Source organism: Micromonospora sp. NPDC049559 (genome assembly GCF_040676675.1).
In the GTDB taxonomy this organism is placed as follows: domain Bacteria; phylum Actinomycetota; class Actinomycetes; order Mycobacteriales; family Micromonosporaceae; genus JBFAPK01.
Map to the genome: position 1 here is coordinate 145052 of NZ_JBFAPK010000016.1, position 22218 is coordinate 167269.

Genomic DNA, 22218 nt, shown 5'->3' on the forward strand with positions numbered 1-22218 from the left:
GCCGGGCCGACACGGATCAGGCGGATCGCCCCGCCGGGGCGATCCGCCTGATCAGCGGGTCAGCCCGCGTACTCCTTGGCGTACTCCTCGGCCATCTTGTCGCCGCCGTCGGCACGCCACTTCTTGACCACGGCCTCCCAGCTCTCCAGCGGCTCGCGGCCGGTGATGATGGCGTTGATGCCGTCGTTGAGGGCCTTGTCGAGGGTGGTCCGGCTGCGGTTGGCGGTGTCCGAGACCAGGCCGGTGGAGGGGTTGCGCACGGCCGTCGGTACGACCTTGGTCTCCCAGGCGTGCAGCCGCTTCACCGACTCGGCGTCCACGCCGGCGAAGTAGAGCACCCGGGGCGCCTCGGCCAGGTAGCCGATCGGCAGGTTGACGACGTTCTCGCCACCGGTCCAGAGCGCGGTCGGCTTCGGCGTACCGTCGGCGTCGCGGGTGAAGTGGGTACCCTCCACGCCGAAGTGGGTGAGCTCGTACTCCTTGGTGCCGAACGGCGCGGCGAGGAAGTCCAGCACCCGCAGCAGCATCTGGATCCGCTCGGTCGGCGCCTTCTTCAGCACCGTGTAGCCGAACGCGCCGGTACCGGCGAAGACGGTCCCGCCCGCCCCGCCCGCCTTGTACGGCAGCGCGAGGTCGACCGCGTACGCGCCCTTGACGCTGGTCACCGCCGGGGCGAACGCGGCCAGCCCGTCGGTCATGCTCTTGAGCGTGCCGTTGTAGAAGTACGTCTTCATGTCGACCACGCTGATCGACATCGTGTCCGGGTAGTAGCCGCCGGCGGCGAAGAGGTCCCGGGTGAAGGCCAGCGCCTCCTTGAACTCGGGCAGCGTCTCCGAGCGGACGAACTTGCCGCCCTCGACCCGCCAGTCGTTCGGCAGGCCGAACGAGCCGGCGTGGTACTGGCGCAGGCCGAACTGGTTCGCCTTGTTGGCACCCATGCCGTACTGCTTGTTCTTGCTCATCGCCTTGATGGCGGTGGCGAAGTCGTCCTTGGACCAGGCCGCGTCGTTGGCGCCGGCGGCCGTGAAGGCGTCCCGGTTGATGAACATCGACCAGCCGGGGAGCGGGCGCTCCAGCGGGATGCCGAAGATCCGGCCCTTGATCCGGCCCATCCCCTCCCAGGTGTACGGCGGCAGGTTCGCCAGGTTCGGGTACTCCTTGATCTTGTCGCCGCTGAGCAGGTCGGAGAGGTCGGCGCACTTGGTGGAGACGAACTCCTGCTCCCGGGGGAGCCGGTGGCCGCCGCCGATGCTGATGATGTCCGGCAGGTCGTCGCCGGCGGTCAGCGTCGCCATCTTCGCGTCGAAGTCCGCGTCCGGCACGAGGATCAGCTCCAGGTCGATGCCGAGCGCCTCGTTGATCGCCTTCCAGAGCCTGTTCTGCTCGGCCGGCTTCGGCGGCGTGCCGTACGTGATCGCGACGGCCTTGACCTTCGAGCCGTCGCCCGGCTTCGCCTTGACCGCGTTGACCAGGTTGCTCGGGTATTTCGTGTAGCCCGGCTGCACGCCCTCGGCCGTGCCGGGCAGGTCCGGCGCCGGCCCGGCGAAGGGCTGGTACGTCGGCCAGGGCACCTTGTCCGTGCCGGCGTTGCCGACCGAACCACCGCTGCCCTCGCCGCAGGCGGTGAGCAGGGACGGGGCCGCGACGGCGGTGGCGCCCAGGCCGATCGCCTTGAGCAGCGACCGGCGGGAGAGTTCGGGTAGGTGGCTCATCGGAGGGGGATCCTTTCGGGCGGGGTGGTGCGGTGTGGGCGGCCCGGGTGCGGGGACAGCGCGTGGCCGGCGCCGATCAGCTCTTGATCGCGCCGCTGAGCACGCCCTTGACGAAGTAGCGCTGGAGGAAGGGGTAGACCAGCACGATCGGGATGGTGGCGAGCACCACCACCGCCATCTGCACGGTCTGCGGGGCCGACATCAGTCCCGCCTCGCCGCTGGACGGGTCGGCGAGCTGCCCGCCGGCCAGCACGTACGTGCGCAGCACGAGCTGGAGCGGCCACTTCGTCGGGGTGTCGATGTAGATCATGGCGTTGAACCACGAGTTCCAGTACGAGACCGCGTAGAAGAGCCCGATGACCGCGAGCACCGCGCGGGAGAGCGGGATCGTGATCCGCCACAGCATCGACCACTCGGACGCGCCGTCGAGCCGGGCCGCCTCGTACAGCTCCGATGGCAGCGACTGGAAGAACCCGCGCATCACCACCAGGTTGAACGTGTTGACCAGCACCGGGGCGATCAGCGCGCCGTACGAGTCGAGCAGGCCGAGCTGCTTGACCACCAGGTACGCGGGGATCATGCCGGGCGGGAAGAGGAACGTGAAGAGCACCAGCAGCATGACCGGCTTGCCGCCGAAGACGCCCGGCCGGCTCAGCGCGTACGCCAGCAGCACCGTGGCGCCGAGGCTGCACGCGGTACCGACCAGGGTCACCCCGACGCTGACCAGCGTGGCCCGGCCGACCACCCCGCCGGAGAGGATCTCGGCGTAGGCGGCGAACGAGGGGTGCTCGGGCCAGAGCACCCAGCCGCCGTTGGCGACCACGTCCGCCGGATCGGCGAGGCTGGTCGAGACGACCACCAGGAACGGTACGAAGACGAGCACGAGCACGACGACGACCGCCACCGCCTTGGCGCCGCTGGTCAGCGGGTGTGGCCGCTCCTGCCAGGCCGGGCGGACCGGCGGGCGGCGGCGAGCACGCGAGCGCGACAGCCCGGTCATCGGTACACCCCTGACTCGCCGAGGCGGTGAGAGATCTTGTTGGCCGCGTAGACCAGGACCACGCCGACCAGCCCCTTGAAGAGGCCGGCCGCGGCGGCGAAACCGAAGTCGCCGCCCTGGATGCCGCGGAAGTAGACGAAGGTGTCGATGATCTCGGCGGCCCGGGCGCCGACCGCGTCGCGTTGCAGCAGGATCTGTTCGAACCCGACCGAGAGGATCTCGCCGAGGCGCAGCACCAGCAGCAGCACGATGACCGGGCGCAGGGCCGGCAGGGTGACGTGCCAGAAGCGGCGCCACGGGCCGGCGCCGTCGATCGCCGCGGCCTCGTACATCTGCTCGTCCACCTGGGCGAGCGCGGCCAGGAAGATGATGGTGCCCCAGCCGGTGTCCTTCCAGATCACCTGCGCGACCAGCATCGGCTTGAAGGCGTCCGGGTTGCCGAGGATGTGCACCGTGTGCAGCCCGTTGTCGGCGAGGAAGCCGTTGAGCACGCCGCTGGCACCGAGCATCTGCTGGAACAGCGCCACCACGATCACCCACGAGATGAAGTGCGGCAGGTAGACGGCGCTCTGCACGAAGCGCTTGATCCGGGTACGGGTCAGGCTGTGCAGCAGCAGCGCCAGCGCGAGCGGGGCGGGAAAGTAGAAGACCAGCTGCAGCAGCGAGATCTCCACCGTGTTCAGCGCCGCGTGCCAGAAGTCCCCGTCGCCGAAGAGGCGCTGGAAGTTCTCCAGGCCGATCCAGCGACTGCCGGTCAGGCCGAGGAAGGGCACGTAGTCCAGGAAGGCGAGCACGCTGCCGAAGAGCGCGCCGTAGTGGAAGATCGCGAAATAGAGCAGGCCGGGCACCATGAAGGCGAGCAGGATGCGGTCGCGCCGCCATCGCCGGGACCGCGACTCCCGGCGTGCTGCCCGGATCGCGCCGGGCGCGGCCGGAGACCCGGGCGGCGCCGGCGGGCGGGCCTCGGCCGTCCCCGGTCGGGTCTGCACGGACACGGTCACCTCCTCGTCGGGGCGGAGCCGGTCCGCGGGCGCGGGCCGGCGCGTGGGTGGTTCGTCCCCAGGTGAAGTGGTTCAGGTCACTGGGTGGTGACCGAACCTAAAAGCTTTTCTACGTGGTCGTCAAGACCCGTACCCAATCTCGACACGTTCGCACGCTCGTCGCCCTTGTTGACCGGGCCTGTCTGGGCGACTAACGTCCGGATCTCGCGTAGGGAACGTTTTCTAGATCGGAGTTCGCTCGTGCCGCAGGCCGCCCGTCCCGCCGGAATGATCGCGATGTCCCGGTCGGTGGCACCGGCCGTACTCCCGCCCGACCTGCTGTTCCGGCTCGGCGAGACGGTTCGGCTGGTCCAGGACGAGGCGGTGGAGAGCTTCGACGACGACGTCTCGCCCGTCCGCCTCGCCGAGGTCGAGATCCTGGTGACCGGCTGGTCCTGCCCGCCGCTCACCGAGCGGGTCCTCGACGCCGCGCCCCGGCTGCGGGCGGTCGTGCACGCCGCCGGCTCGGTCAAGGCACACGTGGGCCCGGAGGTCTTCGCCCGGGGCATCGTGGTCTCCTCGGCCGCCGACGCCAACGCCGAACCGGTCGTCGACTTCACCGTGGCCCTGGTGACCCTCGCCGGGAAGCGGGCGTTCGGGATGGCCCGGGGCTACGCGGCCGGACGGTACGCGGAGTTCGGGCAGCGCACCGGCAACGACGGCCGGGTGATCGGCGTGGTGGGCGCGTCCCGGATCGGCCGCCGGGTCATCGCCCGGTTCGTCGCCGCCGGCCACCGGGTACTCGTCGCCGATCCGCACCTCGACCCGGTCGACGCGGCCGGGCTCGGTGCCGAGCTGACCGAGCTGGACGAGCTGTGCCGGCGCTGCGACGTGGTCACCCTGCACGCGCCGCAGCTGCCCGAGACCCGGCACCTGATCGACGAGCGGCGGCTGGCGCTGCTGCCCGACGGCGCCATCCTGGTCAACACCGCCCGCGGCTCGCTGGTCGACTCCGAGGCGCTCGCCCGCGCCTGCGCCACCGGCCGGATCGACGCCTGCCTGGACGTCACCGACCCCGAGCCGCTGCCGGCCGGGCATCCGCTCTTCGCGCTCCCCAACGTCTGGATCACGCCGCACCTCGCCGGCGTACAGGGCAGCGAGGTACGCCGGCTCGGGGCGTACGCGGTCGCCGAGGTGGAGCGCTTCGTCGCCGGTGAGCCCCTGCTCGGCGCGGTGCGCGCCGAGCAGCTCGCGCTGCTGGCCTAGTTCGAGGCCCGTGTCGGCGCCACCGGCGCGACGTCGACGCCGGCCCCGGTCGGCGCCGCGGCGGGATGTCGACACAGGCCCGGGACGGCTTCGGCTGTCGCCGGCCGGGCACGGGGCCGGTCGGCGACAGCCGGGGCTCCACCAGGCGCGTGTCCCCCCTCCGTCGGGCACGTGTTGCCCCTCCGCCGGGCGCGTCCCGCCCCTCCGTCGTCCGGGCCCACCTCGGCGGAGATCCGCCACCCGATCCCGCCGACGGTCGGCGTCGAACCACGCTCTACCGTCCATGCGTGCGGTTGCGTGGGGACAGTCGACAAAGGAGGGACGGCGCCATGGCCCTCGACCGGTCGACGTACGTGGGCCCGGCCGTGGCGCTCGCGATCCCGCCGTGCTACCTCGGACTGGTCGCGCTGGGTGTGGACCGGGTCGACGCCGCCGTCTGCACGCCGCTGCTCGGCACGCTCGTCGCGGTGGCGCTGTGGCGGTACGCCCGCCGCCCGCTGGACTGGCGGGCGCCGGGCCGGCTCAGCGCCGGTCGGCTGGTGCTGCGCGCCGCCGCGCTGATGCTGCTGATCCTGCTCACCGAGGAGGTCCTCGCCGCCGTCGTGGCGCGGCTGGCCCCGGTGGCGCCGCTGGACGACCCGCAGAGCCGCGCCGTCGCGCTTCGCGAGGACCTCGGCATCATGCTGGGCGTACCGATCGGCATGCTGGTCATCTTCGGCCTCGGCGTCTGGTCGGTGCGGCTGCTGCCGGTCATGTACCCGTTCCGCTGGCTCACCGTGGTCACCGTGGCGAGCCGCTCCCTGCGGCTGCTGCTGTACCCGTCCGCCGCGGCCTACTCGCAGACCCGCGAGCTGCACCTCTACGGGCTCTGGCACACGCTCGCGGACACCGCCACGCTCGGTGGGCTGATCTTCTGTCTTCTGGCGTTGGGCAACTACCGCGGTCGCGCCGCGCGCCCCGCGACCGGTCCCGCCGCCTCCCGGCCCGGGGCGGGTTCCGCCGACGGAGATGCCGGGCCGGATCCCGCCGGCCCCCGACCCGGTGGCGCCGACGCGCGCGCGGACGCCGCCCGGTCCGGTCCGGCGGGGGAGTAGGCACCCCGCCGCGCCGCCGCCGTCGACGGTCACCACAATCGTCGGATGCCCCGCCGGTCGCTGCGAAGACTTCTCGCCATGGCGGTCCTGGCCGTGGCGGCGGCGCTGAGCGCGCTGATCTGGGTGCGGTACGACTTCGAGAAGGTGAGCTGGGCCTGGGGCGTCGTCGGCGGTGCCTTCGGTGCCTTCGTCGTCGTCTACCAGGTGGTCAGGGACCGGGACGCGGGCCGGGGCGCGCCGGCGGCCCGGATGCGGGCCGTGGCCGAGGAACTGGCCGACCTCGTCCGGCGCAACCCGGTCGACGAGGCGCTGCTCAGGAGCCTTGAGGAGCCGTACCCGCTGCCGGTGACCTGGGTCAACGCCGCCGAGGAGTACCAGCCGTCCTGGCGTACGATCTGCCGCTCCAGCGACGGGGTGCCGCTGGACCTGGCCGGGCGGGACGACGAGGTGGCCGACCGCTACCTGCGGATCCCGTCCGGACGGATGCTGGTCCTCGGCCCGGCCGGCTCGGGAAAGTCCGTCCTGGCACTGCGCCTGGCCCAGCGGCTGGTCACCGGGCGGGCACCCGAGGACCCGATCCCGGTGCTGCTCAACGTCGCCGCCTGGGATCCCGACACCGTCCCGTTCGACCACTGGGTGGTCTCCCAGCTCGCCAACCGGTACCCGCAGTTGTCGACGGCGCACCCACGCTGGGCGCAGGCGCTGCGGGACCTGCTCGACGCGAACCTGGTGCTGCCCGTGCTGGACGGGCTCGACGAGGCCGGCGAGGAGCGGGCCGCGCACTGCCTCGACCGGCTCAACCGGCTGCCGGGGCAGCGGCTGGTCCTCACCTGCCGTACCGGCTTCTACCAGCGGTACCTGCGGCGCGGCGAGAAGCTGCGCGGGGCGGCGGTCGTGACGATCGAGCCGCTGCGACCGCGGCGGGTCGCCGACTACCTCGCCGACGCCGCCCCGGCCCGGCAGCTGCACCGGTGGCGGCCGGTGACCCGGGCGGTCGCCGGCGACGAGCAGCCCGAGCTGACCGCCGCGCTCTCCACGCCGCTGATGGTGGCGATGGCGCGGACGGCCTTCGACGCGGGGGAGATCGGGTCGCTGGCCGGCGACCGGGACGACGACCCCGCCGTCCTGATCGAACTCGCCCGTCGGGGCGGTCGCCAGGAGGTCGAGGACCGGCTCCTGGACGGCGCGGTGGAGTCGGCCGTCCGGCTCTCCCAGGGAAGCTGGCGGTCGACCCGCTGGCCGCCGGCGGCCGCCCGCGGGTACCTCGCCTTCCTCGCCGGTCAGCTCGAAACGTACGGGCTGCGCGAGTTCGTCTGGTGGCGGCTGCCGATGGTGGTACCCGGTGCCCTCTGGGTCCTCTTCGACGGCCTGCGCGCGTCGCTGGCCGCCTGGGTCGCGCTCGCGCTGACCGGCGACGCGCTGCGCTCGGTGGCCGCCACCACCGGCACCCCCACCGCCCGGGAGCTGCTGGTGGCGGTCGGCACGCACGCCGGGGCGCTGACCGTCGGCGTCGGGCTGGCCGGCGCGGCCTGGTCGGTACGGCGCGGCCGGGCCAGCCGGCAGGGGGTACCGCCGGTCCGGATGGTGTTCCGGGGCGGCCCCGGCGCGTTCGCCCCCGCGCTGCTCCCGGGGCTGTTCGCGGGCCTCCTGTGGGGCGCGGTGCTCTACGCCGGCGGATACCTGTACGAGCCGGTGTGGCCGGTGGTGGAGTTCCTGGAGCCCTACGCGGTCCCGGTCGGGTCCTGGTCGCCCCAGGCCCGGGTGGCCGTGACCCTGGGGCTGGTGTGCCTGGTCTACACGCTGGTGCGCGAGGTGCTGCGGGTCGACTTCGCCGCGCCCGCGGACCAGCTCGCGGTGACCGACCCGCTGCGGGTGCTCGCCGCCGACCGGGCCGCGACCGTGCTGTCCGCACTGCCCGCGGCGGCGCGCTGGCTGCTCCGGGCCGCGATCGTGGCCGGTGTCCTGCGCGTCTCGGAAGCCCTCGGCCCGGTCCGCCTGCCGCCCTCGCAGGTCGTCGCCGCGGGGCTCGGACTCGGCCTCGGCGCCTGGCTCCTGGGCAGCGCCGGCAGCGCCTGGGTCCGGTTCGGCCTGGCCCGGTTCGCGTTGGCGCTGACCGGCATGCTCCCGCACCGCCTGCTGGAGTTCCTGGCCTCGGTGGAGGCGGTCGGCCTGCTGCGCAACCTCGGCGGCTCGTACCGGTTCCGGCACGAGCGCCTGCGGGACCGGCTCGCGCTGCCCGGAGGGTGGCCCCGGGCGGCCCGGTGGGAGGAGGAGTTCGCGACCGGGCTGGCCCGCGCCGGGTACTGGGACGAGGCGTCGAGCTTCTTCGGCCGGCTGCTCGCCGACCGGGCCGGCGTCGCGGGTTCCGACGAACTGCTCGCGGCGGGGTTGCGCAAGGGCGTCTTCGCCGGCGCCGCCGCCGGCCGGTGGTGGCGTACCGAGCAGCGGCTGCTGGCGGTCCTGGCCTCGTACCCGGCACCCGAGCGGCCGCGCGATCCGGCGGTGGCGGCCCGGCGCGCGGAGATCTCCGAACTGGTACGCCAGGACGCGCCGCCCGAGCGGCTGCTGGCCGCCTGCGACGCCCTGATCGCCGCGGAGACCCGGGCCGGTGGGGCGGAGCCCTCGTCGCTGGAGTTCCGCGCCGTGCTCCGCTACGTCGGGGGAGACCTGGCCGGTGCGCGGGCGCAGTTCGAGGAGCTGCTCGGCCGAACCAACCGCACGGACGGCGCGGACCGCACGGACCGCGACGACCACGTGGACCGCCCGGCGCACGAGGACCGTGCGGACCGCGTGGACCCGGCGGCGCACGCGGACCGCGATGACGGCGCGGAGCGGGAGCACTCGGTACCGGTGGCTGCGGCGCTGCTGACCCGCGCGGCGCTGCTGGCCGGCCGGCCAGCACGGGCCCTGGCGATCGGCCGCCACGAGCTGACCCGCACCGGCGTCTCGCCCCGTACCGCCGACCTGGCCCGCCTCGCCGAGACCTGGTGGTGGTCGGTGCGGGTGTTGGCCGGGGTGGCCGACGAGGTGGCGGTCGAGCGGCGCCGGCTGCTCGACGCGGTACGGGCGGCCCGCGCGAGCGGGCGGCGGCGGGCGTGGCCGACCGCTCGGGAGGGGGCCGAGCTGGGGTTGCTCCTCTGCGCCCGGTGGATCGGCGACCCGTGGCTGGGCCGGCCGGTGCTGCGGCTGGCGCACCGGCTGATCGGCGTCGTCGACAACGCGCGGACCTTCCCGCTGACCGTCGACCGTACCGCGCCGCTCTGGTCGGACGGCCGGCTGCCGCCCCCGCCGGAGCGACCGGCCGGCGCCGACGCGGCGGCCGGGGCGTCCCCCGTGTCCGCGTAGTGCGCCCACGCCGCCGGCGGCCACCGGCCCCGATTTCGGCGAGGGCGCGGCCTACCTCACGGGTGCGGCGAAGGGCTCGCCCGGCTTTCCCGCGTACGTGATGGCCCGCCGGCTGCTGGCCCGGGCCGGGACGGCCCGGGTACGCCGGCTCATGTCGCGCCGCTACCCCGTCGCCCGGCTGGTGTTCTGGTTCGATCTGCTCCTCGGACGACGCGACCGCCGGATCGGCATCGCCATCACCCTCTGACCCTCGGCCGCGACTACCGGGTCGCTACGCGCTCGCCGGGGGCTGGCCCGGGCGGCGCGGGGAGACGTCGTGCCGCAGGCTCGGGTACGGGTCGTCGCGGGTGGCGGCCAGCCGCGCCGAGACCTGGTCGGCGGCGGTACGCAGCGCCGGCACCAGCCGGTCCAGGTTGGGCCGCAGACCGTGCACGATGATGCCGAGCGAGGCCAGCGCGCCCCGCTCCGCGTCCAGTACCGGTACCGCCACCGAGCAGGAGCCGAGCGACATCTCCTCGCGGGTGTGCGCCCAGCCGCGGCGCCGGATCTCGTCCAACTCCCGACTCAGCCGCCCCGGCTCGGTGATGGTGTACGGCGTGTAGCGGCTCAGCGGCGCCTCCACGTACCGGGTGATGACGGCGGGACCGGCGAAGGCGAGCAGGGCCTTGCCGACCCCGGTGGCGTGCAGCGGCAGCCGCCCGCCGACCCGGGAGATGATCGGTACCGCCCGGTGCCCGGTGAACTTCTCCACGTAGAGCACCTCGCTGCCGTCCCGCACCCCGAGGTGGACGTTCTCGCGGGTCGCCTCGTACAGGTCGTGCAGGAACGGTGTGGCCACCTCGCGCAGCCGGGTGTGCAGCGGCGAGAGCGTGCCGACCTCCCAGAGGCGTACGCCCACCCGGTAGCTGCCGTCGGGGCCGCGTTGCAGCGCCCGCCACTCGACCAGCTCACCGGTGAGCCGGTGCGCGGTCGCCAGCGGCAGCCCGGTGCGCCGGGAGATCTCGCTGAGCGTCAGGGTCGGGTGCTCGCTGTCGAAGGCCCCGAGGATGGCGAGCAGCCGCGACGACACGGACGATCCGGGATCACGCGTACCGCCGGCCACGGTTGTCTCCTTCGCTTGGACGAGAGTGTCTAGCGGGTCCCCGTTATACAAGATCACATAGTGGCCGGCCCTCCGCTACCACGTACCCGGCGCGACGCCGCCCCGCGAGGTCAGCCACCGGCTCTCCGTGAACGCCTCCACATCGGCCGTCGTACCACGGCCCGGTGTCGGGGCACCGGCGCTCTCGAACGGCGCCGGCGCCTCGTCGTCGACCGTGCGGTCGTCGACGCGTGCGACCCCGTCCGGGATCCGGTCGGTCGGGACCGGCGTATCAGGCACGTCCCGGCCGAGGGCGCCGAGCGAGTGCCCGTACCCGGTGCCGCGGACCGGATCGACCGTCTCGTCCAGACTACCGAAACCGCCGCGGGCGCCGCTCGACCCGCGCGGGGCGCCGGCCCGGGGCTGTTCGCGTTCGGCGTAGCCGTTCTGCCACTGGCGAACCGGGCCGGGGTACGCGCCGCCGACGTGCTTCAGTGTTCGGCATGGAGATTCTGGTCTTGGGCGGTACGGCGTGGTTGGGCCGCGAGGTGGCGCGGCAGGCGGTCGAGCGGGGGTACGCGGTGACCTGCCTCGCCCGGGGTGAGAGCGGCGGGGTGGCCGACGGCGCGCGGCTCGTCAGGGCCGACCGCACCGATCCGGCGGCCTACGACGGCCTGCGCGACCGGGACTGGGACGCGGTCGTCGAGCTCTCCTGGCAGCCGGGTTTCGTCAAAGGGGCGCTGCGTGCGCTCGGGGAGCGGGCCCGGCACTGGAGCTACGTCTCATCGGGCAATGTCTACGCCTCGCACGCGACCTTCGGGGCGGACGAGTCGGCGCCGACCCTGCCGCCGACCGAGTGCGACGTGGTCGACGGGGAGCAGTACGGCGAGGCGAAGTCGGCCTGCGAGCGGGCGTCGCTGGCGGCGGTGGGTGACCGCCTGCTGATCGCCCGCTCCGGGTTGATCGGAGGACCCGGCGACCCCAGCGACCGGGCCGGCTACTGGGTGGCCCGCGCCGCGCGGGACCCGCACGCGCCCATGCTGCTGCCCGAGCCGCTCGACGTCGCCACCCAGGTCGTGGACGTGCGGGACCTCGCCGCCTGGCTGCTCGACTCGGCCGTCGCCGGGACCACCGGCGCCTACGACACGGTCGGCCCGGTCATGCCGCTCGGGGAGTGGATCGCGCTCTCCCGCGCGATCGGTGGGCATACCGGACCGGTCGTCACGGCCCCGCCCGAGTGGCTGGTCGCGCAGGGCGTGGCCGCGTTCATGGGTCCGGAGTCGCTGGCGATGTGGATCGTCGAGGAGGGCTGGCAGGCGTTCTGCGCCCGCAGCGGCGCGGCGGCGGTGGCGGCCGGGCTGCGGCACCGTCCCCGGGAGGAGCTGATCGCCGACATTCTCGCCTGGGAGCGGGAGCAGGGCCTCGACCGCGACCGCCGCGCCGGGCTGAGCGCGGCCCGGGAGCGCGAGCTGCTCGCCCTGCTCGGCTGAGCGCCTACGCTGCTCCACGCTGTCCTCAGAGTTCGGTGACCACCACGTCGAGCCGGCGCGGCCGGCCCGGGGCGGGTTCCTCCGCCTCGACCGTGTACTTGAGGTCCCGAAGCGCCGCCACGAGCTGCTCCGGGTCGCGCGGGCGTGCCCCGGCGGCGAGCAGGTCACGCAGCAGCCGCCCCTTGGTCGCCTTGTTGAAGTGGCTCACCACCGAGCGGGTGGGCACCCCGTCGACCTCGCGCTCGTGCAGCACCCGTACCGCCGCGGTGCGCTCGGCGAGCGGGCCGCTGGGCTGCCACATCGCCCCGTACGCGCCGGAGCGCAGGTCCAGCACGAGTCCCCGACCGGCCGCCTCGGCCAGCGGCCCGGTCATCGCCCGGCGCCAGTACGCGGCCAGCCCGCCCAGCCCCGGCAGGCGCGCCCCGACCGGGCAGCGGTACGGGGGGATGCGGTCGGTGAGCCGGACCGCGCCCCAGAGCCCGGAGAAGACGAGGACGGCCCGCTGCGCGGCGCGGCGGGCCGCCGGGGCGAGCGTGGGCAGGTCGAGCGCGTCGTAGAGGACCCCGGTGTAGAGCCGGCCGGCGGGCAGCGCCGGCGCCCGGGTCAGCCGGGCGTTGCGCGCGACCTCCTCGCCCTGGCCCGGGCTGAGCCCGAGCAGCTCGCGGGCCCGTTCCCCGTCCGGCTCGGCGCAGAGGCCGACCAGCGACTCCAGTACCCGCTCCCGGGCCGGGGTCAGCTCCGGCAGCGACAGCCGGGCCAGGTCCAGCGCGGCGCCGGAACCGGCGGCGGCCTTGCCCTCGGAGGGCGGGAGCAGGACGAGCATGGGACGGACTCCTCGGGGCGCGCCCGGCGGCACGCGCGGAACTGGGGGCGGGACACCCGACCATATCCGGCCGAGTGGGCCCGGACGCGGCCGGCCGGCACGGCCACCTCGCGCCGGCCGGCACGGGCCTCTGGCAGGATGCGGGCATGACCGGACCGGATCCCGGCGGCGTGATGCCGCAGACCCAGGCCCCCTGGCCGGCGCGGGACGGGCTGCGGATCACCGGCGTGCGCCCGGTGGTCACCGCGCCCGAGGGGGTGCCGCTGGTCGTGGTACGGGTGGAGACCAACGAGCCGGGACTGTACGGCCTCGGCTGCGCCACCTTCACCCAGCGGTTCCACGCCGTCGTCGCCGCCGTCGAGCGGCACGTCGCGCCGATGCTGCTCGGGCGGCACCCGGCCGACATCGAGGACATCACCCGGATGGTGCACCTGTCGTCGTACTGGCGCGGCGGCCCGGTGCTCAACAGCGCCCTGTCCGGCGTGGACCAGGCGCTCTGGGACATCGCCGGCAAGCGGGCCGGCATGCCGGTCTACGAGCTGCTCGGCGGCCGGGTGCGCGCGGCGGCGGAGCTCTACCTGCACGCCGCCGGCGCCTCCATCCCGGAGACCCTGGACCGGGCCCGGGAGATCCGCGCGGCCGGGTTCCGGCACGTCCGGGTGCAGGTGGGCCAGGCCGGGCTGGGCAGCTACGGCGCGCCCGGATTCGGCGGCGGCTACCCCGGCCATCCCAACCCGGACGGTTGGGACGTGCGCGAGTACCTGCGTACCACGCCGGAGCTGCTGGCCCGGGCGCGCGCCGAGCTGGGCGAGGAGGTGGGCCTGCTGCACGACGTGCACCACCGGCTCACCGTCAAGCAGGCCGTCGGGCTGGTCCGCGCGCTGGAGCCGTACCGGCTCTTCTTCCTGGAGGACCCGATCCCGCTGGAGCTCTACGACCGGCTCCCGGAGGTGCGGGCGGCGGCGCCGATGCCGATCGCGGTGGGAGAGCAGGTGGCCTCGGTCGCCGACGCCGCCCGGCTGGTCACCGGCGGCGGCGTCGACCTGCTGCGGCTGCACGTCTCGGCGGTGGGCGGGCTCACCCCGGTCCGGAAGCTGGTCGCGCTCTGCGAACTCTCCGGCGTGGGTACCGCCTGGCACGCGCCGGCCGACGTGTCGCCGGTGGGCGCCGCCGCGAACGTGGCCCTCGACGTGACGACCCCGGCCTTCGCCATCCAGGAGGGACACGTCTACCACGAGGCGACGCGGGAGGTCTTTCCCGGCACGCTGGTGCCCCGCGACGGTTACCTCTACCCGCACGACGTGCCCGGCTGGGGGATCGAGCTGGACGAGGTCGCCGCGGCCAGGTTCCCACCGACCACGCACCTGTTCGAGCGGTGGGCGGCGACGGTACGCCGACCCGATGGCGGGATCGAGGCGCCGTGAGGGATCGCGCGGCGGGATCGTGCCGTCGCGCGACCGGGCGGACGAGGATCGGTGGTGTCGGTTGGTGCGGTGCCGGGTCGCCCGGCTTCCGGGTGCGACGCGCGCCCATTCGAAAACGCGCGGAACGCCGCGAGCGGGTAATGCGCTAATGGTCGGCCAGCCGGAACCGAACTGGCGCCGGCCGACCGCGATTGCTCGCTGGTCGACGACCGGCGCCCCCCGGGCGAAACGGCGAGTTGCCACCGCCGGTGCGGTGGTCGCCCGCCCTGGCGCCGGGCCGGCGGCGGCAATTGCCCGCCGACGGGTCGCCAGCCCCAGTTGATCTCGTTGTGTTCGCTTCGCCGTGCTGGTAAAACGTTTTGCGATGCCGCCTGCCGGCGCCGGTCAGTGCGCGTTGTACGCCTCTACCACGGCGGCCGGTATGCGACCCCGCTCCGAAACCTCGTAACCGTTCTTGGCGGCCCATTCGCGGATCGCCCGGTTCTGGTCGCGGTCGCTGCGGGTCGTCCCGCCGCCACCGGCCCGACGGCCCGCCCGGCGGCTCTCGGTGACATTGCGGCCGATCCGGCTGCCCGCGGCGATGTAGACGTCGAGGGCCTTGCGGAGCTTACCGGCGTTTTTCTCGGAAAGGTCAATCGTGTAGTTGACCCCGTCGATCCCGAACTCGACGGTGCGGTCCGCCTCGGTGCCGTCGATGTCGTCCGTCAAGAGGGTGATTACTTTTCTGGCCATGGATCGTCACTCCTTGTGCACAAAAGATACCCCGTTGAGTTTGACGCATGGGAAGGCAATTTTGCAACATATCCGCCATTGCTCGGGAAGCGTGTCACGCCGCAGTTCCGCTTCCGCCGGTACGCCCGCACCCCGCAGGGCCGGCGTACCGGCGGCGGCATAGCCCTTGGCCCTATGAAACGGGCGCCTAACTGTCCCGGAGCGGCAGCAGCACCTGGAAGCGGGTATCGCCCGGTCGGGACTCCACCCGGATATCGCCCCGGTGCTTGTTGACCACGATGCGGTAGGAGATGTCCAGGCCGAGGCCGGTGCCCTCGCCGACCGGCTTCGTGGTGAAAAAGGGCTCGAAGATCCGTGGGCGGATCTCGGGTGCGATTCCGGGCCCCGTGTCGGCCACCTCCACCACGACGCGTTCGCCGTCGCCGCTGGTACGCAGGGTCAGCGTGCCGGTCCCCGCCATCGCCCCCAGCGCGTTGTCGATGAGGTTGGTCCAGACCTGGTTCAGCTCGGCGGCGTACGCGGGGATCGCCGGCAGCGTCCGGTCGTACTCCTTCACCACCCGTACGCCGGGTGGGATCTTGCCCTGGAGCATCGTCAGCGTGGCGTCGAGCAGTTCGTGCACGTCCACGATCCGGTGCGGGCTGCGGTCGAGCTGGGAGTACTGCTTGGCCGCGTGGACCAGCCCGGAGATCCGGGTCACCGTGTCGTCGATCTCCCGCATCAGCTGCTCGGTGTCGACCGTGTAGGTCAGCCACCGCAGCGCCGTCTCCAGGTCGCGGTCGGCCACCGTGCCGGCCAGCTCCTCCAGCCAGGCCACGTCGAGGCCCCCGGCGACCAGCGCCGGGGCCAGTTCCCAGCCGCCGCGCACCCCGTGCTCGTCCAGCCAGTCGCTGACCAGGTCCTCCGCGTCGGCGGCGGCGAGCGCGGAGAGGACCGGCGCGGCGGCGGCCCGGCGTACCGCGTCGTCCTGAAACTTCACCAGGTCGTGCAGCTGCGCGCCGTCGAGCCGACCGTCGGCGATCATCGCGAGCTTGTGGCGCATCCCGGCGACCCGGTCGCGCAGCGCGGCGGTGGCGCGTACCGCGGCGGCCGCCGGGTTGTTCAGCTCGTGGGTCAGCCCCGCCGACAGGGCCCCCAGCGCGACCAGCCGCTCCCGCTCGCCGACGATGGTCTGGATGTTGCGCATGCCGAAGAAGAGCCCCTCCAGCAGGTGCATCGCCATCGGGAACCAGCCCCGCATCGCCTGCGCGAAGGTCTCCGCGGGCAGCACGAACAGCTCCACGTCGGAGATGGCGCGCAGCGAGTTCACGTAGACCTGGTCCACCTGCTCGCCGAGGTACGCCTGGGTCGCGCCGGCGTAGACCCCGCGCTGCTCGGTACGGATCACGTCGAGGTCGTCGCCGTGCACCCGCCGGCTCATCGCGACCGTGCCGCTGAGCAGCACGTAGAAGCAGGTCGCCGGCTCGCCCTCGGTGTAGATCGGGGTGCCCGCCGGTTGCCGCTCCACCCGCCCCCGCTCGGCCAGGAAGTCGAGCTTGTCGGCGTCGAGCGATTCGAAGAGGAAGAGGGTACGCAGCTCGTCGACGCCGAGCCGCTCGACCGGGGTACTCACTGCGCCGCCAGGTAACGGTGCACCAGCGAGACGGCCATCGCGCCCTCGCCGACGGCGGAGGCGACGCGCTTGACCGACTCGGCCCGGACGTCCCCGGCCGCGAAGACGCCGGGCAGGCTGGCCTCCAGGTGGTACGGGTCGCGCGGCAGCGACCAGCCCGGTGGCCGGCCACCGCCGGAGAGCAGGTCCGGCCCGGTCAGGACGAAGCCGAACCCGTCGCGGGCGACCACGCCGTCCAGCCACTCGGTGCGCGGCTCGGCGCCGATGAAGATGAACAGCCAGGAGGTGTCGACCGTGCGGGTCTCGCCCGAGCGGGCGTCGCGCAGGGTCAACCGCTCCAGGTGCTCGGTGCCCTCGCCGGCGGCGACCTCGGTGTGCGGGTGCACCTCGATGTTCGGCAGCTGCCCGATCTGGTCGATCAGGTACTGCGACATCGAGCGTCGCAGGTCGCCCGCGCGGATCAGCAGGTGCACCCGCTTGGCGTACCGGGAGAAGTGGATCGCCGCCTGGCCCGCCGAGTTCGCCCCGCCGACGATGTAGACCTCCTCGCCGGAGCAGCTCGGCGCCTCGGTCGCGGCCGAGCCGTAGAAGACCCCGGCGCCGGTCAGCTCGGCCAGGCCGGGCGCGTCGAGCATCCGGTACGAGACGCCGGTGGCGAGCACGACGGTGTGCGTCGCGATCGAGGTGCCGTCGCCGAAGCGCAGCAGCCGGGCCGAGCCGGCGGCCTCCAGCGCGACCACCTCGCGGGTGCTGAGCAGCTCCGCCCCGAACTTCAGCGCCTGGCGCCGGGCCCGGTCGGTCAGCTGCGCCCCGGAGACCCCGTCCGGGAAGCCGAGGTAGTTCTCGATCCGGCTGCTCTGCCCGGCCTGTCCGCCGGTGGCGCGCCGCTCGACCAGGACGGTACGCAGCCCCTCGGACGCGCCGTACACGGCCGCGCCCAGCCCGGCCGGGCCGCCGCCGACCACCACGAGGTCGTAGAAGTCCGAGGCCGGGGTGGTGCTGAGCCCGACGTGCGCGGCGAGGTCGGCCTCGGTCGGCCGGACCAGCGACGTACCGTCGGGCGTGACCACCAGCGGCACGTCGGCGCTGGTCAGCTCCGCGGCGGCGAGCAGTTGGGCCCCCTCGGGCTCGTCGGCGAGCAGCCAGCGGAACGGCACCAGGTTGCGGGCCAGGAAGTCGCGTACCGCGAACGACGGCGCCGACCAGCGGTGGCCGACCACGCGGGTCTCGGTGCTGGCCGGGTCGGGGGCGGCCAGCCACGACTCGAGCAGCGAGTCGACCACCGGATAGAGCTTCTCCTCCGGCGGATGCCACGGCTTCAGCAGGTAGTGGTCGAGGTCGACGACGTTGATCGCGTCGATCGCCGCGTCCGTGTCGGCGTACGCGGTCAGCAGCACACGCCGGGCGAGGGGGAAGAGGTCCATCGCGGCCTCCAGGAACTGGATGCCGTTCATCTCCGGCATCCGGTAGTCGGCGAGCATCACCGCCACCTGCTCGCCGCGGAGCTTGATCTCGCGCAGCGTGGCGAGCGCGTCCTCGCCCGAGCTGGCCCGTACCACGCGGTAGCGGTCGCCGTAGCGCCGCCGCACGTCGCGCGCCACCGCGCGGGAGACGGCCGGGTCGTCGTCGACGGTCAGGATTGCGGGGTTCGCCATGCGGTCAATCATGCCGCTCGGCCCGCGGCGCGGACCCGCGGGCCGGACCGGGTCGGGCGCTCGGCGTCGGCACGGCGGCGGCCGTTGGCGTGGCGTGCGCCGCCGGGGCCGGCACAGCGGTTCGCGGCTGGCGCGGCGGCCGTGGCGGGCGGGCCCGCTGCTCCGGTTGGGGAGCCGGCGGCTGAAGTGAATGCCCGGGTCCGGCGGGACCGACACTCGTGTCACAGCGACCGCCGCGTTCACCGCAATTCCCAGGCGGCCCTTTCCGCCCACCGTTCCGCCGATTCGCCCCCGTCCCGGTAATGCCGAAGTACCGCACCGTCTGCGGTCACCATTCGCGAATGCGCTCCCTAGTTCCGGGAATGCGCTCTGCGACCGCTGGAGGCATTACAAGATGTGGCGAAGAGGAGACGGAATGGGGTGGGGGTCATGGAATTGAAGCGTCGAGCCGCGGGGTGGGCGACGCTCGTCGCCACCGCGCCGCTCGTCCTGGTCGGGGGCTGTACCAGCGACGGGCTGCGGAAGGTCGGCAAGCCGGCGCCGCCGTCGCTGGTCATCACGCCGAACGCCAACGCCAAGGACGTGCCGACGAGCGCCGAGATCGGGACGAAGGTGACCGGCGGGAAGATCACGTCGGTGTCGGTCGCCGACGACAAGGGCGGGACGGTTCAGGGGGCGCTGCGGCCCGACGGTTCGTCGTGGCTGCCGGACCGGGCGTTGAAGAACAAACAGACCTACACCGCCAAGGTGACGGCCACCAGCGACAAGGGCAAGAGTACGACGCAAACCACGACCTTCACCACGATGGCAAAGCCGGAGAAGCGGATAACCAGCAATCTGTACTTCGAGAACGGTCGGACGTACGGGGTGGCGATGCCGGTGACGCTCGCCTTCGAGCCGGGCATTCCGAAGGAGGCACGGGCGGACGTCCAGAAGCGGCTGTTCGTGCACACCGATCCGCCGCAGCCGGGGGCCTGGCACTGGATCGCGGACGGCACCCAGGTCTACTACCGCGCGCCGGACTTCTGGCGCCCCAACACCAAGATCAGCGTACGGGCCGCGCTGGAGGGGCTGCCGGTCGGCAAGGGCTTCTACGGCGACGTGGACCGGACCGCCAGCGCCAAGGTCGGCAACAAGGTGACCCTGGAGATCGATAACGCGACCAAGCAGATGTCGGTCTTCCGCGACGACAAGCTCGACCGCAAGATCCCGGTGAGCCTCGGCAAGCCGAGCACGCCCACCTCCAGCGGCAAGATGGTGATCATGGAGAAGTTCGCCTCGACCATCTTCGACACCCGGGGCGACCCCAACGGCGGGTACGTGGTGCAGGTCGCCAACGCCCAGCGGCTGACCTGGGGCGGCGAGTTCATCCACGCGGCACCGTGGTCCGTCGGCGACCAGGGCTACAGCAACGTCTCGCACGGCTGCACCAACGTCTCCGACGAGGCGGCGTCCTGGCTGATGGACATCACCCATGTCGGTGACCTGGTGACCGTGAAGGGCACCGAGGTCAAGCTCGATCCGGGCAACGGCTGGACGGCCTGGGACATGAGCTGGGACGAGTTCGTGAAGGGCAGCGCCCTGCCGGTCCCGGCCGATCTCAAGCCCGCCCCGAGCGCCGTACCGGGCTCGAGCAACCCGCCGGCCTCCGGCGGCGCGCCGGTGACGGCCCCGTCCAACCGGGGCGGCTGACCGCCCACCCGACGCGGGTGATCCAGGGCATGCCGTGGCGGTTCGCCGACGACATGCCCTGGATCTTCGCGGGCCCACGGCCGGGCGATCCCGCCGCCGGCCGCGCGGGTGCCTACGCCCTCGGCCGGGGCAGGCCGCGGCGTACCAGCTCGGTCGGCAGCACTATCGTGCGGGGCAGCGACCGGTCGCCCCCGATCCGGGCGAAGAGCAGCTCCGCGGCGATCCGCCCCAGGGCCCGGGTGTCCGAGGCGACCACGGTCAGCGGCCGGGGCATCAGGTGCGCCGACTCGAAGTCGTCGAAGCCCACCAGCGCGGCGTCGCTGCCGCGCCGCTGCAACTCCTCCACCGCGCCGAGCGTGATCCGGTTGTTCAGGCCGAAGAAGGCGGTCGGCGGGTCCGGCTGGTCGAGCATCTCCGCCACCGCCCGGGCCGCCGCCGCCGGGTCGCGGATGCCGTCCCGGACCAGCCCCTCGTCGTACGCCACGCCGGCCTCGGCGAGCGCGTCCTGGGCGCCGTCGAGCCGTTCGCGCATCGTGTAGACGCCGATCGAGTCGAGCAGGATGCCGATCCGCCGGTGCCCCTCGTCGAGCAGCCGCCGTACGCCCGCCCGGGCGCCGCCCCGGTTGTCCAGCAGCACGGTGTCGACCAGCAGCCCGCCGGCCGGCCGGTCCACGAAGACCGCCGGTACGCCGAGCTCGACCTCGGGGCGCAGGAACGAGTGGTCGTGCCCCGCCGGTACCACCAGCAGCCCGTCGACCCGCCGCGAGCAGAGTTCCCGCAGCAGCTGCCGCTCCCGGTCGGGGCTCTCCTCCGAGCTCGCGATGATCAGCATGGTGTCGTTGGCACGGGCGATCTCGGCGGCGACCCCGGCGATGGCGGCGTAGAACGGGTTCGCGATCTCCTCGATCAGCAGGCCGATCGTGGCGGTGGCCCGGCCCGAGCGCAGCGAACTGGCCAGGTGGTTGCGGCGGAAGCCCAGCTCCGCGACGGCGGCGAGCACCCGGTCCACCAGCTCCTGCTGGACGTGCGGCGCGTTGTTCACGACCCGGGAGACGGTTTTCAGGCTGACCCCCGCGCGCCGCGCCACATCCACCATCGTGGGTCGTTTCGTTCTGTTGACGTCGCTCGTCACGCGCAAAACCATACCGGTTGACCTACCGCTACCCTTGACAACGTTGTTTCGCCTCTTCCCGGGAGCCGCTGTGCCCGATCTCGCCCTCGCCGTCGACATCGGCGGAACCAAGCTCGCCGCCGCCCTCGTCGCGTCCGACGGCACCGTGCGGGAGCGGCGGGTACGCCCCACCGCCGCCGCCAGCGCGGACCCCGAGGCGGTCTGGCGCCCGCTCGCCGAACTGGTGGCCGAGGTCCGGGCGGCGGCCGGCGGGGATCCGATCGTCGGCGTGGGCGTCGGTACGGCCGGCCCGATCCACCTGCCGGCCGGCACGATCAGTCCGGTCAACATCCACGCCTGGCGGGAGTTCCCGATGCTGGACCGGCTGGCCGAGGCGGTGCCCGGGGTGCCGGTCCGGCTGGCCGGTGACGGCGTCTGCGCCGCCGCGGGCGAGCACTGGCAGGGCGCCGGGCGCGGCGTCGACGACCTGCTGGTGCTGGTCGTCTCCACCGGGGTCGGCGGCGGGGTGGTGCAGGGCGGCCGGCTGGCCGCCGGCCCGACCGGCAACGCCGGGCACGTGGGCCACATGGTCGTCGAGGTCGACGGCGAGCCCTGCGCGTGCGGCGGCCGGGGCTGCGTGGAGGCGCTGGCCAGCGGCCCCAACATGGTGACCTGGGCGCTGCGCGCCGGCTGGCGGCCCCCGGTACCGGAGCCGACCGGGGTGGACCTCGCGGTCGCGGCCCGGGCCGGCGACGCGTACGCCCAGCGGGCCTTCCGGCGCTCGGCGCGCGCGGTGGCCGCCGGCATCGTCTCCGCGGCGGCCATGGCCGACCTGCGCCGGGTGGTGATCGGCGGCGGCGTGGCCGCCGCCGAGGACCTGCTCTTCCCGCCCCTTCGGGAGGCGGTGGCCGAGCACGCCAAGCTCGGCTTCCTGCGGGACCTGCGGGTCGAGCCGGCGAGCCTGGGTTCGTCGGCGGGGCTGGTCGGCGCCGCCGCGCTGATCCACGAGCCGAAGGTCTACGGCGGCCCGGGCGTCGCCGCCACCGCCGGCTGACGCCCCGCCCGCCCGTCCCGCGCCACCCCTCCTCGCCGATCTAGGGCAAATCGTGGTGATCGGAGATCACCCGCCACCTCGCCCGCCTCGACCCGTTCGACCTGCTCCTGATCGAGCAGCCGCTCGACGAGGAGGACGTACGCGGAC

17 protein-coding genes are annotated in these 22218 nt (G+C 73.7%); 8 read left to right on the forward strand and 9 right to left on the reverse strand.

Going from position 1 to position 22218, the window contains the following annotated elements; translation table 11 throughout:
• Positions 1–59: 59 nt before the first annotated feature.
• From AB0J86_RS19165 to AB0J86_RS19175, 3 genes are all read right to left on the reverse strand, one after another.
• On the reverse strand, positions 60–1712 hold the full coding sequence (locus AB0J86_RS19165; protein ID WP_363858787.1) for a hypothetical protein: 1653 nt from the start codon (positions 1710–1712) through the stop codon (positions 60–62).
• Between the two features lie 76 nt (positions 1713–1788).
• The gene (locus AB0J86_RS19170; RefSeq protein WP_363858789.1) at positions 1789–2712 is read right to left on the reverse strand and encodes a carbohydrate ABC transporter permease; all 924 of its coding nucleotides are present in this window, start codon (positions 2710–2712) and stop codon (positions 1789–1791) included.
• On the reverse strand, positions 2709–3707 hold the full coding sequence (locus tag AB0J86_RS19175) for an ABC transporter permease subunit (RefSeq protein ID WP_363858791.1): 999 nt from the start codon (positions 3705–3707) through the stop codon (positions 2709–2711). Before AB0J86_RS19175 ends, AB0J86_RS19170 begins: the two co-directional genes overlap by 4 nt.
• Before the next feature lie 246 nt (positions 3708–3953).
• Here AB0J86_RS19175 and AB0J86_RS19180 point away from each other — a divergent pair, with 246 nt between their 5' ends.
• The 4 genes from AB0J86_RS19180 (at position 3954) to AB0J86_RS19195 (ending at position 9644) form a co-directional block, all read left to right on the forward strand.
• Positions 3954–4958 carry a hydroxyacid dehydrogenase gene (locus AB0J86_RS19180; protein WP_363858793.1) on the forward strand — a complete coding sequence of 335 codons (1005 nt, stop codon included), beginning with the start codon at positions 3954–3956 and terminating at the stop codon, positions 4956–4958.
• A gap of 329 nt (positions 4959–5287) precedes the next feature.
• On the forward strand, positions 5288–6052 hold the full coding sequence (locus AB0J86_RS19185) for a hypothetical protein (protein ID WP_363858794.1): 765 nt from the start codon (positions 5288–5290) through the stop codon (positions 6050–6052).
• A 45-nt stretch (positions 6053–6097) separates the two neighbouring features.
• Positions 6098–9397: an NACHT domain-containing protein gene (locus AB0J86_RS19190; protein WP_363858796.1), complete on the forward strand. Its 3300-nt coding sequence runs from the start codon at positions 6098–6100 to the stop codon at positions 9395–9397.
• Positions 9398–9494: 97 nt separating this feature from the next.
• A complete protein-coding gene (locus tag AB0J86_RS19195) occupies positions 9495–9644 on the forward strand; it encodes a hypothetical protein (protein WP_363858797.1) in 150 nt (49 codons plus the stop codon).
• Positions 9645–9668: 24 nt separating this feature from the next.
• On the opposite strand, the gene AB0J86_RS19200 is transcribed toward AB0J86_RS19195, so the two are convergent.
• Positions 9669–10499 carry an IclR family transcriptional regulator gene (locus AB0J86_RS19200; RefSeq protein WP_363858799.1) on the reverse strand — a complete coding sequence of 277 codons (831 nt, stop codon included), beginning with the start codon at positions 10497–10499 and terminating at the stop codon, positions 9669–9671.
• Between the two features lie 482 nt (positions 10500–10981).
• On the opposite strand from AB0J86_RS19200, the gene AB0J86_RS19205 reads away from it, so the two are divergent.
• Positions 10982–11968: an NAD-dependent epimerase/dehydratase family protein gene (locus AB0J86_RS19205; RefSeq protein WP_363858801.1), complete on the forward strand. Its 987-nt coding sequence runs from the start codon at positions 10982–10984 to the stop codon at positions 11966–11968.
• Between the two features lie 25 nt (positions 11969–11993).
• Here AB0J86_RS19205 and yaaA read toward each other — a convergent pair whose 3' ends face one another.
• Positions 11994–12791, reverse strand: a complete 798-nt coding sequence (yaaA, locus tag AB0J86_RS19210) for a peroxide stress protein YaaA (protein ID WP_363858803.1) — start codon at positions 12789–12791, stop codon at positions 11994–11996.
• Between the two features lie 146 nt (positions 12792–12937).
• Here yaaA and AB0J86_RS19215 point away from each other — a divergent pair, with 146 nt between their 5' ends.
• On the forward strand, positions 12938–14215 hold the full coding sequence (locus tag AB0J86_RS19215) for an enolase C-terminal domain-like protein (protein ID WP_363858805.1): 1278 nt from the start codon (positions 12938–12940) through the stop codon (positions 14213–14215).
• Between the two features lie 384 nt (positions 14216–14599).
• Here AB0J86_RS19215 and AB0J86_RS19220 read toward each other — a convergent pair whose 3' ends face one another.
• The 3 genes from AB0J86_RS19220 to AB0J86_RS19230 all read right to left on the reverse strand — a co-directional run bounded on the left by AB0J86_RS19220 (position 14600) and on the right by AB0J86_RS19230 (position 18214).
• The gene (locus AB0J86_RS19220; protein ID WP_363858807.1) at positions 14600–14947 is read right to left on the reverse strand and encodes an Lsr2 family protein; all 348 of its coding nucleotides are present in this window, start codon (positions 14945–14947) and stop codon (positions 14600–14602) included.
• A 187-nt stretch (positions 14948–15134) separates the two neighbouring features.
• Entirely contained in the window at positions 15135–16559 is a 1425-nt protein-coding gene (locus tag AB0J86_RS19225; RefSeq protein ID WP_363858809.1) for an ATP-binding protein, read from the reverse strand.
• A complete protein-coding gene (locus tag AB0J86_RS19230) occupies positions 16556–18214 on the reverse strand; it encodes an FAD-dependent oxidoreductase (RefSeq protein WP_363858811.1) in 1659 nt (552 codons plus the stop codon). Before AB0J86_RS19230 ends, AB0J86_RS19225 begins: the two co-directional genes overlap by 4 nt.
• A 429-nt stretch (positions 18215–18643) precedes the next feature.
• On the opposite strand from AB0J86_RS19230, the gene AB0J86_RS19235 reads away from it, so the two are divergent.
• Positions 18644–19906: an Ig-like domain-containing protein gene (locus AB0J86_RS19235; protein ID WP_363858813.1), complete on the forward strand. Its 1263-nt coding sequence runs from the start codon at positions 18644–18646 to the stop codon at positions 19904–19906.
• A 112-nt stretch (positions 19907–20018) separates the two neighbouring features.
• On the opposite strand, the gene AB0J86_RS19240 is transcribed toward AB0J86_RS19235, so the two are convergent.
• Positions 20019–21002 (reverse strand): LacI family DNA-binding transcriptional regulator, encoded by a 984-nt coding sequence (locus AB0J86_RS19240; protein WP_363858831.1) that lies wholly within the window; start codon positions 21000–21002, stop codon positions 20019–20021.
• Positions 21003–21108: 106 nt separating this feature from the next.
• On the opposite strand from AB0J86_RS19240, the gene AB0J86_RS19245 reads away from it, so the two are divergent.
• A complete protein-coding gene (locus AB0J86_RS19245) occupies positions 21109–22071 on the forward strand; it encodes an ROK family protein (RefSeq protein WP_363858815.1) in 963 nt (320 codons plus the stop codon).
• The last annotated feature ends 147 nt before the right edge of the window (positions 22072–22218 follow it).